Consider the following 19,190-nt stretch of genomic DNA (forward strand, 5'->3'; position numbering starts at 1 on the left):
AAAGCTCTCACCTAAAAAAGGCGCGCTATAGTAACACTGCAACCTAATAAAAGAAACCATTATTGTACTTTTAAAAAGCGAAGGGTGAAATGCTGGTTTCATGATTGCAAAACCTAATGGCATAATTAGATTAACTCGATAATCAAAGCAAGTATCACGTGGCCTATCAATTAAGACCTTATCAGCAAGAAGCGGTTGAAAAAACCTTAGCTCATTTTCGCAAAAGCAATTGCTCAGCGGTTATTGTATTACCCACAGGGTCTGGGAAAAGTTTAGTAATTGCTGAACTCGCGCGTCTTGCACGTAAAAAAATACTGGTGGTGACACATGTTAAAGAGCTTGTGGAGCAAAACCATGAAAAATATGAAAGTTTTGGCTTAAAAGCGAGCATTTATTCTGCAGGGCTTAAACAAAAGTCGCTTGCCCATCAGGTTACCTTTGCCAGCGTTCAGTCACTTGGGCAAAACCTTGATGCACTAAATGACGAGTATTCATTGGTGATTATTGATGAATGCCATCGCGTCTCTGGCGATGATAATTCACAATATCAAAAGTTGATTAGCCATATAAAAGGGAAGAACTCTGAGTTAAAAGTGCTGGGTCTAACCGCCACACCTTATCGTTTAGGACTTGGTTTCATTTATCGTTTTCATTACCACGGCTTTGTAAGGGGAGATGAAAATGCCCCGTTTGAACATTGCATTTATGAACTGCCTTTACGGTATATGATTAAGCATCAATACCTTACGCCACCAAAATTAATCAACGCCGCAATTACGCACTATGACTTTGATTCACTCAGTAAAGATGCGTTTGGTCGTTTTAGCGAACGTGATCTCAACCAACTGCTTAAAGAAAATCAGCGCGCGACTAAAGCGATTATTAATCAGGTGCTTGAGCTATCTGACTCGTGTCAGGGTGTGATGATTTTTGCTTCAACCATTCAACACGCGCAAGAGATCATTGAATATTTACCAAAAACGCAAAGTGCGCTGGTGATTGGTGATACCCATAACGCTGAACGCGATGCAATTATTCGTCGATTTAAAGCAAAAGACATTAAATATTTGGTGAATGTATCAGTGCTTACAACAGGCTTTGATGCACCGCATGTGGATTTTATCGCTATTTTAAGGCCAACCGAGTCGGTTAGTTTGTATCAACAAATCGTTGGCCGGGGTTTACGACTTGCTGAAGGTAAAACCGAATGCTTGGTAATTGATTATGCCGCTAATGGCTTTGATTTATTTCACCCCGAGGTAGGCAGCGTTAAGCCTAATAGCGATAGTGAACCCGTGCAGGTGCTGTGTCCCGGTTGTGGTTTTGCGAACACCTTTTGGGGTAAAACTGACAGTGATGGCAAAGTAATAGAGCATTTTGGTCGTCGTTGTCAGGGGGTTTTAGAAGACGAGGGGCATAGCGAGCAGTGTGACTTTCGCTTTCGATTTAAAGAGTGTGAGCAGTGTGGCGCACAAAATGATATTGCCGCGAGGCAGTGTCATCAGTGCCATCAACCTATTGTTGATCCTGATGATAAGTTACGCGATGCGCTTAACTTAAAAAATGCGTTGGTATTGCGTGTCAGTGGCATGCAGTTAGAAGCGCATAATCAGCGACTGAAAGTGATTTATCATGATGAAGATGGTGCTGACGTGAGCGAATACTTTAGCTTATCGTCAGACAAAGCGTCATTTTATTTTAAACGGCAGTTTTTGCGCGTGGGCGTGACCAGTAAAATTGATTTTTCTAACCCTGACTCAGTCGTTACGCATCAATCATTGCTTAAGGTACCGGACTTTGTGGTTGCAAAACGAGACAAAGGTAAACATAAAGTGGTAGAGCGGATTTTTGACTACCAAGGGCAATATAGAAAAGCACATGAGTTAAGATAAAAAATTTATATAAAACAAACAATAAGTATTTGGCGCCTGTTCAAAAATAGAACTAAACTCTAAGAAAAAAAAACAGGCAGGGACGATGTTTTCAAGTACTAGAATTACCTTTCGCGTAACGCTCGCGTTTATTTGTTTGTTAATCGCTGTAATTACTGCATGCGTTGCTATTGGCTTACAATACTACTTTTCTAAACAAATTACGGTAAGCGCCAGTCAGCAGTTTGCTGAGCAAGTCGCCAAGCAGGTTGAGTTATCAGTATCAAAAATGGATGATACGGCGAAAAATACCGCATCATTACTTGCTAAATATTCATCGTTAATTGAAGGTCATACGCTTGTTGGCAAAGCAGACCAAATTCTCACCGATCTACTTACTGATCATAATGATTTTTATGCCATTTACTACGGTTTTGATAATGGCGACTTTTATGAGCTGATTAATCTTGAGACTAACCAGAAAGTCCGAAAACAGCTCGATGCCGCAATGGAAGACCGTTTTGTTAAAATACATATTTATACAGATGGTGAGCAAAGAGTTAGGAAAACTGAGTACCTTAACGATAAGTTGCAGGTAAGACACAGTAAAGTTGAAGAGAGTGATTATGATGCGAGCAGTAGGCACTGGTTTATTAATGCCAATACTAAACGCGTTGTAAAATCCCCGCCTTATTTATTTCATCATTTACAGGCCTCAGGCCAAACCTATTCGAAAATTGTTCAAGGCACCAACCATGTTGTGGCCGTTGACTTAACATTACAAACAATCGCGAAGCAGCTTAATGACAGCTTTGAGCATAATCGCAACTCAGAGGGTATGGAAGCGTATATTTTTGATAGTCAAGGGGAGTTACTACTCAGTAATTTAAATGGAAAAGATAACGAAACGCTTGATGTAGCACCACTAACACTTTCTAGCGAGCAGCAAGCTTTGGTAGAAGAAATTGGCTCTCTTAGTGTTAGCAATGAAATAAATTGGGCGCCGGTCGACTTTTCCATTTCAGGTATGCCAAAAGGGTATACGCCAACATTAATCTCCTTACTCGGGCAAAAACTTAACTTAGAGATTAACTTTATCAATGGTTACACATGGTCTGAGTTAGTTTCTTTGTATCAAAACGGCAAAATAGATGTGTTGCAGCCAGTACATCAAACATTAAGCAATAAACAATGGGGCGTATACTCTAAACCTTTGCTTGATTTGCCACTGACACTCGCAACCTTACCTGAACACAATACGATTTCATCTCTTTCTGATCTTAATAATAAACGATTAGCCATTCCTGAAGGCTGGTCGCTGATTGCAGCTATAAAGCACAGTTACCCAGAGATAACCATTGTTGAAGTAGCCGACTTACAAACGGCACTGTTAGCAGTTAAAAATGGCACGGTAGATGCTGCAATTGATAGTCAGTTGATATTAGCTTATACGGCGAAGATGTTTTTTATTGACGGACTGCAATTTCATACACATATTGATGCGAGCTTATTAAGTTTTGATACACACCTTCGTATGGTGGCAAAAGACAACAAAATTATTGAACTGCTAAACTTTGCACTTGAAAATATAACGCAACAGGAACTTGCTTATTTATCTGAGCAGTGGCTAACGTTTGATCGAAGCGCTAAGGCCGTAGACGCCTCAAATGTTGTGCCTTATAAGCAATTAATTACTTTGTCTAAAGACGATTCTAGCCACAATCGTTTACAAGTTATCGAAATTGAAAATACCGATTATCTACTCTTTATCGCACCTACAACGCTTGGTACAGAAGAGCAAAATTACTTAGCCTTACTGATCCCAACAAAGCTCGCGTATTCAGAAGGGCTAAGCTACGTCACTAAATCAATAATAGTGACAACCATTATTTTGTGTTTGTTAATGCCATTAACCTATTTTGTTGCGAGCCCAATTGTTGCTGCAATGCGCCGCTTAAGTGCTGAGAATACAAAAATAAAACAACGAAAATATAACGCAATTGACGTTGAACATAGCTTTATTAAAGAAATTGATGATGTGTTTGATTCACTCAATCAAATGGCCGAGTCAATTCAAGAACACGAGGCAAAACAAGCTGAATTGCTTGATTCCTTTGTAAAGTTAATTGCGCAAGCAATCGATGATAAATCACCTTACACCGCCGGTCACTGCAACCGTGTACCAGAGCTGGGCCTTATGCTTGTGGGTCATGCGAGTGATAGCGACGAACCTCATTTTAGAGCGTTTAAACTAGATACCGATGATAAAAAACGAGAGTTCAAATTAGCGGCATGGTTACATGATTGCGGCAAAATAATTACGCCAGAGCACATTGTTGATAAAGGTACTAAATTAGAGTGTATTTATAACCGTATTCACGAGATAAGAATGCGTTTTGAAGTCTTATTACGCGATGCAGAAATTAGTTTTTATAAGCAGTTGCAGCAACAGCCAGAGCGCGAAAGCGAATTGCAACTTGAGCTAAATGCTACTCAGCAGGCGCTTTATGAAGAGTACGAATTTGTTGCCAAAATTAACCAAGGTGGGGAATTTATGGAAGAACACAAAATAACGCGCTTAGAAGAAATCGCAAAACGTACATGGCTGCGCCATTTCAGTGATAAAAAAGGATTATCACCGCTTGAAGAGTTAAAGAATGATCAACCTGATGACGTATTGCCAATTACCGAGCAGTTATTAGCTGATAAAGAAAGTCACATTATCAAACGTGAGCAGGCGGTTGAGTATGCGCCTCATTTAGGTATCAATATTGAAGTGCCTGAGTATAAAGCGAATTTAGGCGAGTTGTATAACCTTAAAATTGGCCGTGGCACACTGACCGCGGAAGATCGTTTTATTATTAACGAGCACATTATCGGCACAATAAAAATGCTTGATTCGTTGCCTTTCCCATGTGAATTATCGAATGTGCCACGTTATGCCTCAACTCACCATGAAACACTCAAAGGAACGGGGTATCCAAGAAAATTGAAAGGGGATGATTTATCAATTCCCGAGCGTATTTTGGTGCTTGCCGATATATTTGAAGCACTTACCGCATCAGATAGACCGTATAAAAAGGCAAAACCCCTTAGTGTGGCGATTGATATTTTGCATAAAATGTCACTCGATCAGCATGTTGATATTGAAGTGTTTAAGCTATTTTTACGCTCTGGCGTGTATAAGCAATATGCACAAAAGTACATGCCAAAAGAACAAATTGATGAGATTGATTTAACTAAATACTTATAACCTATGATATAGATTTTATAAACGAGTGAGTATGTTAACGAAGCAAATGCATTATTAAGTGTGTTGAGAGTTGAAAATTAAATAGCTCAGTATCTAATTTTTCGCTTGGCTTTAGGTGTGTTTATCTATATCAATAACTGAAATGGAATAGTTATAAGCAAATAAAAAGGCTTGTTAAAAGCCTTTTTTAATTTCTTGAGGTGTAACCTAATTTGGTTGATTTTGCTAACTTAGATTGTGAGAATGGGTTACTTGTTCACACAGTCGCTTTTTACATACTATCCGCAGTCGAGAGCGGACAACGGGCTATTTCTTTTATTTCACCGTTTGCATCTTCTTGCTCTAAAATCACGTCAAACCCCCATAAACGATATAAGTGTTTAATCACTTGGTCTTTAGTATTCGCAAGCGGTATATCGTTATGTGGCGTATAACGCAGTGTAAGCGCACGGTCGCCTCTTACATTAACATTGAACACCTGAATGTTGGGTTCTAAATTACTTAGGTTATATTGTTCAGAGAGTGCCTGACGAATGGCGTGGTAGCCGGATTCATTGTGAATAGCACTGACTTCTAAGTGGCTTTCTTTCTCGTTATCTAAGATAGAGAAAAACTTAAAGTCGCGCATTAACTTAGGCGATAAAAACTGACTGATAAAGCTTTCATCTTTGAAATTTTCCATCGCAAAATGCAGAGTATCGAGCCAGTTACTGCCAGCGATTTCAGGAAACCAACGTTTGTCTTCATCTGTTGGGTTTTCACATATACGACGAATATCCACCATCATATTAAAACCGAGCGCATAGGGGTTAATGCCAGAATAGTAGGGCGAGTTATAAGGCGGCTGATACACAACATTGGTATGGGATTGCAGCACTTCTAACATAAAGGCGTCACTTAACTTACCTTCATCGTACAAGTGATTAAGCAAGGTATAGTGCCAAAATGTTGCCCAGCCTTCATTCATTACTTGAGTTTGCTTTTGTGGGTAAAAATATTGCGAAATTTTGCGCACAATACGGATTATTTCGCGTTGCCAAATTTCGAGTAATGGTGCTCGTTTTTCAATAAAATAAAGAATATTCTCTTGTGGCTCACTCGGAAAGCGTGCGGCTTGTGTTTCAGCTTCGTTTTGTTGTGAGGGAATGGTTTTCCACAATTCATTAACTTGAGATTGTAAGTAATCCTCGCGTTCTTTTTGCCTTTTTTGCTCTTCAAAAAGGGATATTTGTTGAGGTCGTTTGTAGCGGTCTACACCATAATTCATTAATGCATGGCACGAGTCGAGTAGTTTTTCGACTTCTTCAACGCCGTACTTTTGTTCACATTCGGCGATGTAATTTTTAGCAAACAGTAAATAATCAATTATAGAGCTTGCATCGGTCCAAGTTTTAAATAGGTAATTACCTTTAAAAAATGAGTTATGCCCATAGCAGGCATGTGCCATAACAAGTGCTTGCATTGGCATGGTGTTTTCTTCCATCAGGTATGCAATGCACGGATCTGAATTGATTACAATTTCATAGGCAAGCCCCATTGCACCACGTTTATAATTTTGCTCTGTTTGAATGAATTTTTTACCAAAAGACCAGTGGCTGTAGCCAATTGGCATGCCAACACTGGAGTAGGCATCCATCATTTGTTCTGCAGTTATTACTTCAATCTGATTAGGGTAAGTATCGAGGCGATAAAACTCAGCAACCCTAGCAATCTCGGTTTGGTATTCTCCGAGTAAATCGAATGTCCAATCAGGACCATCGCTTAGTACTTTTTTACTCATAACTAGTCCTTGAAAATTAAGCTACATCTGCGGTGGTATCTTTTTTAAATAGCTCCCTGAAAATAGGGTAAATGTCTTCCACCGATTTAATGTGTTGAATGGCGAAGTTTTCATGGGTATCGGCGAGCACTTGATATTCACGCCACAGGCTTTGATGTGCTCGTGTGGTGATTTCGATATAAGCGTAATAGCGCGTAACAGGCAGAATTTTATTTGTAAGCCAATCACTGCATTGTGGCGAATCATCAGCCCAGTTATCACCATCAGATGCTTGCGCAGCATAAATATTCCACTGTTCAGAGTCATAACGCTCTTTTATTATTTCGTCCATCAGCTTTAATGCGCTTGATACAATTGTGCCACCCGTTTCTTGCGAATAGAAAAACTCGTGTTCATCGACTTCTTTTGCTTGGGTATGGTGACGAATGTAAACAACTTCGATGTCTTTGTAGGTACGCGTTAAAAATAAATAAAGCAAAATATAAAACCGTTTTGCGGTTTCTTTGGTTGCTTGGTCCATCGAACCTGACACATCCATTAAGCAAAACATTACAGCTTTAGAACTTGGCTCAGGGCGCTTCTCATAGTTTCTAAACCGTAAATCAAAGGTATCAATAAACGGTACTGTGGCAATTTTATTTTTAAGTTGCTCTATTTCTTTTTCAAGTAGGGCAATTTCGCTTTGGTTTTCCTTTTTGTTTTTTGTAAGTTCAGCAAGTTTTTGCTCAAGTTCAGCTAATTGACGTTTTTTGCCTGCTGTCATGGCAATGCGCCTTGCGACTGAGCCTTGCAATGAACGAACAATATCAATATTTGAAGGAACTCCATCGTTACTGTAACCAGCACGATGGGTTTTCATTTGAACTAACTTATTGAGTTGGTTCTGTTTCAAGTTTGGCAGTGCAAGATCTTCAAACAGCAAATCTAAGTATTCATCTTTTGAAATGGAAAAAACAAAATCATCTTGGCCTTCTCCAGAGTCACTGGCATCACCTTCGCCCGCACCTTGACCTTGTCCGCCAAGGGGGCGTTTTATTCTATCCCCTTGACTAAATTGGTCATTGCCTGGATGCACCATATCGCGTTTGCCACCTTTACCCTGATGGAAAATAGGCTCTTGCATATCACGACTTGGAATCGAAATGCTTTCGCCTGTTTCAACGTCAGTTACGCTGCGTTTGGCAATCGCATCGGAAACCGCCTCTTTAATTTGGCGTTTGTAACGCTTAATAAAGCGTTGACGGTTAACCGTATTTTTGTTTTTCCCGTTTAAGCGTCGGTCAATAAAATGTGCCATATACGCCTCCGTAGGTCTTCTTTACAATTACTACTAACTTACTGTGACTTACGAACTCGTAAATACCATTCACTGAGCAAACGAACTTGTTTAGCTGTATAGCCTTTTTCAACCATGCGGTTAACAAAGTCCTCGTGCTTTTGTTGATCTTCGGCACTGGTTTTGGCATTGAATGAAATAACAGGCAGTAGATCTTCGGTATTTGAGAACATTTTCTTTTCGATGACCGTTCTTAATTTTTCATAGCTCGTCCAAACAGGGTTTTTACCGTTGTTGTTAGCACGTGCTCTTAAAACAAAGTTTACGATCTCGTTACGGAAATCTTTTGGATTAGAAATTCCCGCTGGCTTTTCAATTTTCTCTAGTTCTGCATTGAGTGCAGCTCTATCAAATAATTGGCCTGTATCTGGGTCGCGGAACTCCTGATCTTGGATCCAGAAATCGGCATAGGTTACATAACGGTCGAAAATGTTTTGGCCATATTCAGAATAGGATTCTAAATAAGCGGTTTGAATTTCCTTACCGATAAACTCTACATACTTCGGAATTAAGAAACCTTTTAAGAACTCAAGGTAGCGCTCTTGGGTTTCTTGTTGGAATTGCTCGCGCTCAATTTGTTGCTCTAGCACATAGAATAAATGAACTGGGTTGGCCGCCACTTCAGTGTGATCAAAGTTGAAAACACGCGATAAAATCTTAAAGGCAAAACGCGTTGATAGGCCGTTCATGCCTTCGTCAACACCGGCGTAATCTTTGTATTCTTGGAATGATTTAGCTTTCGGATCGGTGTCTTTTAAGCTCTCGCCATCGTACACGCGCATTTTAGAATAAAGACTTGAATTTTCAGGCTCTTTAATTCGTGATAACACTGAAAACTGCGCTAGTGTCTCTAGTGTACCTGGGGCACATGGTGCTTCGTTTAGTTCTGAGTGTTGTAGTAGTTTTTCGTAAATTTTTATTTCTTCAGAAACACGCAGGCAATAAGGCACTTTCACAATGTAAACACGGTCTAAAAACGCTTCGTTGTTTTTATTGCCTTTAAACGTTTGCCATTCTGATTCATTTGAGTGAGCCAAAATCATACCATTGAAGGGCAGGGCAGAAAGACCTTCGGTACCGTTGTAGTTACCCTCTTGGGTTGCGGTCAATAATGGGTGAAGCACTTTGATCGGTGCTTTAAACATTTCGACAAATTCCATTAAGCCTTGGTTAGCGTGACAAAGTGCACCGGAATAGGCGTATGCATCGGCATCGCTTTGTGCAAAGTGTTCTAGTTTACGAATGTCCACTTTACCTACAAGCGCACTGATGTCTTGGTTATTTTCATCGCCGGGCTCAGTTTTCGCGATAGCGATTTGGTCTAAAATAGATGGATAACGTTTTACTACTTTAAATTTCGTAATATCGCCGTTGAATTCGTGCAGGCGCTTGGTTGCCCACGGTGACATAATTGTTTTTATGTATCGATTATTAATACCATATTCTTTTTCGAGGATATTGCCGTCTTCTACTGGGTCGAATAAGCAAAGGGGATGATCATTTACAGGGGAATCTTTTAGGCAATAAATAGGTACTTTTTGCATTAGGTACTTTAGCTTTTCAGCAAGCGATGACTTACCGCCACCCACAGGACCAAGTAAATAAAGTACCTGTTTGCACTCTTCAAGCCCTTGAGCAGCGTGCTTTAAATAGGCAACGATTTGTTCAATGCTATCTTCCATGCCATAAAATTCTTTAAAGGCAGGGTAGCGCGGAATAACACGGTTAGAAAAAATACGACTGAGTGTTGGATCTTGTGATGTATCCACCATTTCAGGCTGACCAATCGCCATTAATAACCGCTCTGCTGAGCTGGCATAGGCGGATTTATCTTCTTTACAGATCTCGAGAAACTCAGCAATAGTAAATTCTTCTTCTTTTGCGGCTTCGTAACGAGATTGGAAATGATCAAAAATTGTCATATAGACCTCCTAAATACCGGAAATTTTGCAACAGCAATAAAACTAGCCACTATTTATAAGGTTAGACGGGATTTTTGATTGTGCGAGATAAATAAAAGATATTTAAAGAAAAAACTTTACTATATTTCAGAGCGTTGAATATTATGCAATAGTTACTAAGGGATTATGAAAAGTGCTGGGAAATGTCAGTAAAACGCATGCGTTTTACTGACAAAAACAGGTATTAAGCTAGGTTTGCGTTTGCAAATTCCCAGTTAACTAGTGCCCAAAAACCGTTTAGGTATTCAGGACGCACGTTACGGTAATCGATGTAGTAAGCGTGTTCCCAAAGGTCAACAGTGATGATTGGTGTAACACCCGCTTCAGTTAGTGGTGTAGCTGCATTTGACGTGTTAACGATGTCTAGGCTGCCGTCAGCTAGTTGTACTAACCATGTCCAGCTTGAACCAAAGTTGTTAACAGCTTTATCGTTGAAAGCAGCTTGGAATTCAGCGAAAGAACCCCATTTTGCGTTGATTAGCTCGGCAACTTTACCTGTTGGCTCGCCACCACCGTTTGGTGAAAGGCTGTTCCAGTAGAATGTGTGGTTCCAGATTTGTGCTGCGTTGTTGAATACACCACCTTCAGAGCTACATACTACTTCTTCAAGAGTTTTGCCTTCGAAGTCAGTGCCTTCTACTAGACCATTTAGTTTTACAACGTATGTGTTGTGGTGCTTACCGTGGTGGAACTCTAGTGTTTCTTTTGAGATATGCGGCTCAAGCGCATCGATTGCATATGGTAGTGACGGTAGTTCAAAAGCCATTTTATTTCTCCGTTGGCGTTAAAAAAGCGGACAACATTTTATATGAAGATGTCCGATATAAGTGTTAAACTATACCCGAGTATTTTACTCAAGTTTTTATAAACAGCAATGCTAGAAATAATTTGCGGTTATATTATAAACAGTTAGTTACATTTTAACTGTTATTCAACGCGTCTAGCATAGTATTAACTTAAAGAAAATTCACCTATTGTGATAGGGTGCATTTAACTTTGTTGATATTTTTTCAGCTAGGTGTTTGAGCTAAGGCCTAACGCGCGATTATCGTCTCGTTTTAACCGATGTCATTGATAATTTAGTGTGTGAGATGTGCATGGTCAAATGCGTGCCAATAGATGCTAATAAGTCTATTGGAATGTTGAAAAAGAGTAATAATCGACAATGAAACTGCGCTAGTGTGCCAAATAAGGCGAGTAAATCACTCGGTTGAATTGCTAAACAAAGATAAATTACGCCAAAAGGTGTCGAGGTAGTAAATGGAAACGTTAGACAAGATTAAGCAACAGATCGCAGAAAACTCAATTCTACTTTATATGAAAGGCTCTCCAAAATTACCGAGCTGTGGTTTTTCATCTCAAGCGTCACAAGCTTTAATGGCATGTGGTGAGCAATTTGCGTACGTTGATATTCTTCAAAACCCTGATATCCGTGCAGAGTTACCAGCTTATGCAAACTGGCCTACGTTCCCACAATTATGGGTTGAAGGTGAGTTAATTGGTGGTTGTGACATTATTGTAGAAATGTTCCAACGCGGTGAACTACAACCTTTAATCACCGAAGTTGCCGCTAAAAATAAAGAAGCAGAATAATATTACGTTAAGTAGTAATTGATTTTGTGGTATTTTTGCTAAGCTTAATTCATTAGTATGATGTTTTAAGCTTAGTATGACTTTTCAACCTTATTTTATTCCTCTCGTTGTTACGCTGTTTTTATTTAGTTTAGAGAGCGTTGCAAAATCATTCGAATTTTCATATCAACATCAGCAACAAACTAAAACGATCACCGTTAATCAGCCCTCTGCAAACCGTTTTGAAATAGCCCGTGAATTACCACAGCAATTAAGCTTAGTAACGCTTGATTGGCCGCCATACATTGATCGTAATTTATGTGACAAAGGTTGGGTATTTACACTTACCGCAGCATTATTTAATGAACTTGGGTTTGGTATTAGTGTCGAGTTTTTTCCTTGGGCTCGTTCGGTACGCATGGCTGAATTAGGGCAGGCTGATATTTTGTTCCCAGAATACTTTATAGAAGTAACCGCCCCCAGTGATGTAATAGCACATAGCTTCAGACGCAACAATTTAGCGTTATCAAATCCGTACGCGGGTGGCTTAATTGGACTAATGAGCCGTGAAAATTATAAAGCACAGTACGATGGCACTTTTCAGTCAATTCAAGGGGCGCGAATTGGTGTTGTAAGAGGGTATCAAAATACCCCTGAGTTTGATAAGCACCTTGATCTTGGCTTTTTTAATGCAATTCAAGCGCGCGATGATCAACAAAACCTAAAACTCTTATTGGCAAGTCGGGTAGATTACATAGTTGCTGATCCCAATGTGATCGAATACCTGTTAAGTCACGACGAGCAAGGTGACAAAAATCAAATTAAATTCATTGAACCCGCCTTTCAATATAATGATTTTTACTATGCTATAAGTAAACGCAACGCAATGTGGCAATCGCTGCAAGTTAAAATTAATGCCAAGCTATCAGAGTTTGAGCAAGCCGGAACGATTAAAACCATTCAACAAAACGCTGGAAAGTGTTCGCCCGCAAACTAGCGTCCTGCCTGATGTACAAGATAATTCAAGTTTAAAAAGTGGGTTTTCGGTTAATTGGTATTACCATGAATAAATATTCAAAATCATGAATAGTTTACGTTTACGTAAACTACAGTTGAGAGTTGTTTTTATTTACATGGTGTTAATATGATACCGGTGTCAATAAGATCCTATAACCAAGATAACCGCAGTTTAGAGGATTTTATCGGCAAATTTGTTGAATTTATGTATAAGTGAAAAATATTCAACAGCCTGAATATGTATTCACAATTTGGTTGACTCTAAGCAATATCTTGGTTAATTTTGAGAATCGCGCAAGTGAACACTCGGCACGTACCAACATTAGCAACCTTTGTTTCGCGTTAACAAAATCGCTATTACTTATCGAACTGTCATAAAACTTCGATACGGTCATGCCAATACTTCCGTCAATCACAACTGTTTTGTTCACTTGAGCTGTAGCAAGGGAGGAGTCCAACATGTTATATGACTCGAGATTAGAAAAAGATAATTGCGGTTTTGGCCTTATCGCGCACATTGAAGGCCAGCCGAGTCACAAATTAGTTCGCACAGCGATCACTGGGTTAGATCGAATGCAACACCGCGGTGGTATTGCAGCAGATGGTAAAACCGGCGATGGTTGTGGGTTGTTATTGCAAAAACCAGACGGTTTCTTCCGTGCTGTTGCTGCAGAAAATGATTGGCACTTAGGTAAAAACTACGCTGTTGGTATGTTATTCCTAAGTCCTGATCCGGTCATCGCAGAGCACAACAAACAGGTAATTAGTGAAGAACTAGAAAAAGAAACGCTAAAACTGGTTGGTTGGCGCGATGTGCCCGTTAATCCAGCAAGTCTAGGACCGATTGCGCTGGAACAATTACCTAATTTTCAACAGGTCTTTATTTCAGCGCCAGAAGGCTGGCGTCCAAAAGATTTAGAGCGCCGTTTGTACATCGCACGACGTCGCATAGAAAAACAAATTAATGATGAACATTTTTATATTGCGAGCCTGTCGGGCTTAGTATCGGTGTATAAAGGCTTAATGATGCCGGCAGATTTGCCGAATTTCTACCTTGATCTAGCCGATATGCGCATGGAATCTGCTATCTGCGTTTTCCACCAACGTTTTTCTACCAATACGCAACCGCGCTGGCCGTTGGCACAACCATTTAGATACCTTGCACACAACGGTGAAATTAACACTATCGAAGGTAACCGCCAGTGGGCGAGAGCGCGCGCATATAAGTTTTCGTCACCATTACTTCCTGACTTACAAAGCGCGGCACCATTTGTAAATGAATCGGGCTCAGACAGCTCAAGCCTAGATAATATGCTAGAGCTATTCTTAGCGGGTGGTATGGATATTTTCCGAGCGATGCGCATGCTAGTGCCACCTGCATGGCAGAAAAACCGTGCAATGGATGAAGACTTACGTGCCTTTTATGATTTTAACTCAATGCACATGGAGCCTTGGGATGGTCCTGCAGGGTTAGTAATGTCGGATGGCCGATTTGCCGCGTGTAACTTAGACCGAAACGGATTACGTCCTGCTCGTTATGTAATTACTAAAGATAATCATATTACTTTAGCGTCAGAAGTGGGTATTTGGGATTACTCTGCTGACGAGGTTAAAGAAAAAGGCCGTGTTGGGCCGGGTGAATTACTGGTTATTGATACATTGCATGGCAAAGTATGGCAATCGTGCGAAATCGACGAAGATTTGAAAAAGCGTCATACCTACAAGCAGTGGTTAACTGACAACGTGAAACGTTTAGTGCCATTAGAGGAAATTGACGAGCAAGACCTTATCGGTCAACGTGAATACGATGATGATATGCTGGCGATTTACCATAAGCAATTTGCTTACAGTAATGAAGAGCTTGACCAAGTTATTCGTCCAATGGGTAACTCAGGCCAAGAAGCAACAGGTTCAATGGGCGATGATACGCCATTTGCTGTGCTGTCGTCACAATCACGTTTAGTCTATGACTATTTCCGTCAAAAATTTGCCCAGGTGACTAACCCGCCAATAGATCCATTACGTGAAAATCATGTTATGTCACTGGCTACCTGCATTGGTCGTGAACAGAATGTATTTAACGAGACGACAGGGCACGCAAAGCGCTTACAGTTTTCATCGCCAGTATTGACTTACTCTGATATGAGCCAGTTGCTCTCTGCAGATCAGGCGCATTATTCATTTGCCTCATTGTCGATTAATTATGATAAAGATGACTCATTGTTATCGGCAATTGAAAACGTATGTGACCAAGCGGAAGAGTTAGCGCGTCAAGGTACGGTATTGATTGTATTAAGCGATAAGGGTTTAACACCTGACACCTTACCGATCCCTGCTGCGATGGCGGTGGGTGCGGTGCAACGTCGTTTAGTGAGTAAGAACTTACGCTGTGATACTAACATTATTATTGAAACAGCAAGCTGTCGTGACCCACATCAATTTGCAGTATTGCTCGGCTTTGGCGCTACCGCTATCTACCCATATTTAGCATATGAAACGCTTACACAAATGATAGACACCGGCATCATCGAAAAATCGTATCGCGATGTGACCTTGGCGTATCGGAATGCAATTAATAAAGGTCTCTACAAAATAATGTCTAAAATGGGCATTAGTACCGTTGCTAGCTACCGTTGTTCAATGCTTTTCGAAGCAGTAGGGTTAAGCGATGAAGTTGTAGACTTATGTTTCTCAGGTGTTGTTTCACGTATTCAAGGTGCAGACTTTAACGACTTCCACCAAGATCTTATTAATTTATCGCGTAAAGCATGGATTAAGCGCAAGCCGCTCGACCACGGTGGTTTATTAAAATATGTGCATAACGGCGAGTATCACGCGTACAACCCTGATGTGATCCAAACATTGCAAGTAGCCGTGCGCTCAGGTAATTATCAGGATTATCAAAAATATGCAGATTTAGTAAACACTCGTCCAGTCACTAATATTCGTGACCTGTTAAAACTGAAAACAGGGCAAACGGCTATTGATGTGAGTGAAGTGGAAGATGCGACTGAACTCTATAAGCGCTTTGACTCAGCGGCAATGAGTATTGGCGCGTTATCGCCTGAAGCACATGAAGCGCTAGCGATTGCAATGAACCGCTTAGGTGGCTGTTCAAATTCAGGTGAAGGCGGTGAAGATGTCGCTCGCTACGGAACCGAAAAGAATTCGCGCATTAAACAAGTTGCATCGGGTCGATTTGGCGTGACGCCGCACTATCTCAAAAATGCAGATGTCATTCAGATTAAAGTGGCTCAGGGGGCAAAACCAGGTGAAGGCGGGCAATTGCCGGGTGAAAAAGTGACACCATACATTGCTAAGCTACGCTATTCAGTACCTGGCGTAACATTAATTTCGCCACCACCGCATCACGATATTTATTCAATCGAAGATTTAGCTCAGCTTATTTTTGACTTAAAGCAAGTAAACCCAGATGCCATGATTTCAGTGAAGTTGGTATCCGAACCGGGCGTAGGCACAATTGCTACTGGTGTTGCTAAAGCTTATGCCGACCTTATTACCATTGCCGGTTATGATGGTGGTACGGGTGCTTCACCATTAACCTCTGTTAAATATGCAGGTTGTCCTTGGGAATTAGGCCTTGCAGAAACGCAACAGGCACTGGTTGAAAATGGTTTACGTCATCGAATTCGCTTGCAAACCGATGGTGGTTTAAAAACAGGTTTAGATATTATTAAAGCGGCTATTTTGGGTGCAGAAAGCTTTGGTTTTGGCACTGGTCCTATGGTTGCACTTGGCTGTAAATACCTGCGAATTTGTCATTTAAATAACTGTGCAACAGGTGTTGCAACGCAAGACGAAACACTGCGTGCTAAGCATTATCACGGTTTACCAGAAATGGCGATGAACTACTTTAAGTTTATTGCAGAAGAAGCACGCGAAATTATGGCGAGCTTAGGGGTAACTAAATTAGTTGATTTAATTGGCCGAACCGATCTACTTGAAGTGCTTGAAGGCACAACAGCAAAGCAAAGCAAGCTCGATTTATCGCCTGTTATTGCAAAGCCAAATAACAAGAGCGGTGAAACTTTATATTGCAGTGCGCCAAATACATCGCACTACGAAGGCAAACTCAATGAAAGTTTGTTGGCTCAAGCAAAAGAGGCAATTGAGAGCAAAACGTCTATTAAATTGCGATCGCCTATTCAAAATACCGATCGTTCAGTTGGTGCGTTGTTATCTGGCTATATTGCTGATCTTCACGGAAATCAGGGGTTAGCGGCCGACCCGATTATTATCGAATTGCAAGGTACTGCAGGCCAATCACTGGGAGTTTGGAATGCGGGCGGTCTTGAACTGCATGTAACTGGTGATGCTAACGATTATGTTGGTAAAGGCATGGCTGGCGGTAAAATCACCGTACGTCCGCCGCTTGGTTCATCGTTTAAATCACATCATGCAACGATTGCAGGTAACACCTGTTTGTATGGTGCAACTGGCGGTAAATTATTTGCTGCTGGTCGAGCGGGTGAGCGCTTTGCTGTACGTAACTCGGGTGCCATCGCGGTAGTCGAGGGACTCGGTGATAACGGCTGTGAATATATGACGGGCGGTATTGTGTGTGTGCTTGGCGACACCGGTATTAACTTTGGCGCGGGTATGACAGGTGGTTTTGCTTACGTACTTGATGAAAAAGGCGACTTTGATAAACGCATCAATACAGAGTTGGTCGAATTAGTAGAGCTTGCAGATTTGAATATTCATCACGAACATTTACGTGGCTTAATTGGCGAGCATTTAGAAGCAACACAATCAAATCGCGCAGAGCAAATTTTAGCTGATTTTGAGTCATACATTGCGCAATTTAGATTGGTTAAGCCTAAATCGAGTGATGTGAAAGGTTTGCTTGGTCATAGAGCACGTTCAAGTGCTGAATTAAGAATACAGGCGCAATAGGAGAAGTACCATGTCACAAAACGTATATCAATTTATCGATGTGCAGCGTGTCGACCCGCGCAAAAAGCCTATTTCGTCACGTAAAAAACAGTTTGTTGAAATCTACGAACCGTTTTCTGCGAAACAAGTTGACTCGCAAGCCGATCGTTGCCTTGACTGTGGTAATCCATATTGTGAATGGAAGTGTCCAGTGCACAACTACATTCCCCAATGGTTAAAACTGATCAAAGCGGGTAAAGTTATCGAAGCGGCTGAATTGTCGCATCGAACTAATAGTTTACCCGAAGTATGTGGACGCGTATGTCCGCAGGACCGATTATGTGAAGGTGCGTGTACACTCAACGAAGAGTTTGGCGCGGTAACTATAGGTAATATAGAAAAGTATATTTCCGATACTGCCTTTGCGATGGGCTGGAAGCCAGATATGTCGCATGTGGTTTGGAGTGATAAGAAAGTGGCTATTATCGGTGCGGGGCCTGCAGGTTTAGGTTGCGCTGATATTCTAGCGCGTAATGGTGTAAAACCTGTGGTGTTTGACCGTCATCCTGAAATTGGTGGTTTACTGACCTTCGGTATCCCATCGTTTAAATTAGAAAAATCGGTAATGGAAAACCGCCGTGAAATTTTCACGGGGATGGGCGTTGAATTTGTGTTAAATACCGAGGTCGGTAAAGACATTGCACTACAAACCATTATTGATGAATACGACGCGGTATTTTTAGCGGTGGGCACTTATCAAAATATGCGTGCAGGTCTTGAAAACGAAGATGCTGATGGTGTGTTTGATGCATTGCCATTTTTAATTGCCAATACCAATTTTCAAATGGGTTATGATGAAACACCAGAATCTTACATCAATATGCAAGGTAAACGCGTCGTTGTGTTAGGTGGTGGTGATACGGCAATGGACTGTGTGCGTACCTCAATTCGTCAAAATGCCAGTAGCGTTGTGTGTGCTTATCGTCGTGATGAAGCCAATATGCCAGGCTCAGTACGTGAAGTAAAAAATGCCAAAGAAGAGGGCGTTGAGTTTATGTTTAATGTACAACCAAAAGGGGTTGTACTTAATGACAGTGGCAAAGTAACTGGCGTAAAAATGGTTAAAACGCAGCTTGGCGAGGCCGATGAAAATGGCCGACGTCGTGCAGAGGAAGTAGCAGGTTCTGAGCATGTTGTGCCAGCCGATGCGGTGATCATGGCATTTGGTTTTCAGCCTCATGCAATGCCGTGGTTAAGTGAGTTTGATGTAGAACTTGATAAATGGGGCCGTATTGTTGCACCTGAGCAAGGCGCATATACACACCAAACATCTAATCCTAAAATCTTTGCTGGTGGCGATGCCGTAAGGGGTTCTGATTTAGTGGTTACCGCTATTTATGAGGGCCGCAACGCAGCAGAAGGCATTATGGACTATCTCGAAGTTTAGTACTGTATAGCCCTAAATGTGGTTAAACATTTAGGGTAGCTTATAACATTAAAAAGG

Annotated in this window: 10 protein-coding genes; 6 read left to right on the plus strand and 4 right to left on the minus strand. The window is 41.0% G+C overall.

Features of this window, described 5'->3' with window-relative positions; genetic code table 11:
• Positions 1–158: 158 nt before the first annotated feature.
• Together radD and ACXAFE_RS05590 are read left to right on the plus strand one after the other, a co-directional pair.
• Complete coding sequence (gene radD, locus ACXAFE_RS05585) at positions 159–1,892, plus strand: DNA repair helicase RadD (RefSeq protein ID WP_475149739.1); 1,734 nt, start codon at positions 159–161, stop codon at positions 1,890–1,892.
• A gap of 85 nt (positions 1,893–1,977) precedes the next feature.
• Positions 1,978–5,124: an HD domain-containing phosphohydrolase gene (locus tag ACXAFE_RS05590; protein WP_475149741.1), complete on the plus strand. Its 3,147-nt coding sequence runs from the start codon at positions 1,978–1,980 to the stop codon at positions 5,122–5,124.
• Between the two features lie 271 nt (positions 5,125–5,395).
• Here ACXAFE_RS05590 and ACXAFE_RS05595 read toward each other — a convergent pair whose 3' ends face one another.
• From ACXAFE_RS05595 to ACXAFE_RS05610, 4 genes are all read right to left on the minus strand, one after another.
• On the minus strand, positions 5,396–6,904 hold the full coding sequence (locus tag ACXAFE_RS05595) for a SpoVR family protein (protein ID WP_475149744.1): 1,509 nt from the start codon (positions 6,902–6,904) through the stop codon (positions 5,396–5,398).
• A gap of 16 nt (positions 6,905–6,920) precedes the next feature.
• Positions 6,921–8,201: a YeaH/YhbH family protein gene (locus tag ACXAFE_RS05600; protein WP_475149747.1), complete on the minus strand. Its 1,281-nt coding sequence runs from the start codon at positions 8,199–8,201 to the stop codon at positions 6,921–6,923.
• Between the two features lie 38 nt (positions 8,202–8,239).
• Positions 8,240–10,162, minus strand: coding sequence for a PrkA family serine protein kinase (locus ACXAFE_RS05605; protein WP_475149750.1), 1,923 nt, complete (start codon positions 10,160–10,162; stop codon positions 8,240–8,242).
• 223 nt (positions 10,163–10,385) lie between these two features.
• Entirely contained in the window at positions 10,386–10,967 is a 582-nt protein-coding gene (locus tag ACXAFE_RS05610; protein WP_010560387.1) for a Fe-Mn family superoxide dismutase, read from the minus strand.
• A 494-nt stretch (positions 10,968–11,461) separates the two neighbouring features.
• Between ACXAFE_RS05610 and ACXAFE_RS05615 the strand changes: the two genes are divergently transcribed.
• The 4 genes from ACXAFE_RS05615 (at position 11,462) to ACXAFE_RS05630 (ending at position 19,133) form a co-directional block, all read left to right on the plus strand.
• A complete protein-coding gene (locus ACXAFE_RS05615; protein ID WP_010560386.1) occupies positions 11,462–11,794 on the plus strand; it encodes a Grx4 family monothiol glutaredoxin in 333 nt (110 codons plus the stop codon).
• 76 nt (positions 11,795–11,870) lie between these two features.
• Positions 11,871–12,770 carry a substrate-binding periplasmic protein gene (locus ACXAFE_RS05620; RefSeq protein WP_475149758.1) on the plus strand — a complete coding sequence of 300 codons (900 nt, stop codon included), beginning with the start codon at positions 11,871–11,873 and terminating at the stop codon, positions 12,768–12,770.
• A 479-nt stretch (positions 12,771–13,249) separates the two neighbouring features.
• Complete coding sequence (gene gltB / locus ACXAFE_RS05625; protein ID WP_475149763.1) at positions 13,250–17,707, plus strand: glutamate synthase large subunit; 4,458 nt, start codon at positions 13,250–13,252, stop codon at positions 17,705–17,707.
• Positions 17,708–17,717: 10 nt separating this feature from the next.
• Complete coding sequence (locus ACXAFE_RS05630) at positions 17,718–19,133, plus strand: FAD-dependent oxidoreductase (RefSeq protein ID WP_054980965.1); 1,416 nt, start codon at positions 17,718–17,720, stop codon at positions 19,131–19,133.
• Positions 19,134–19,190: the final 57 nt, after the last annotated feature.

This window comes from Pseudoalteromonas sp. ABV4_021 (genome assembly GCF_056159365.1).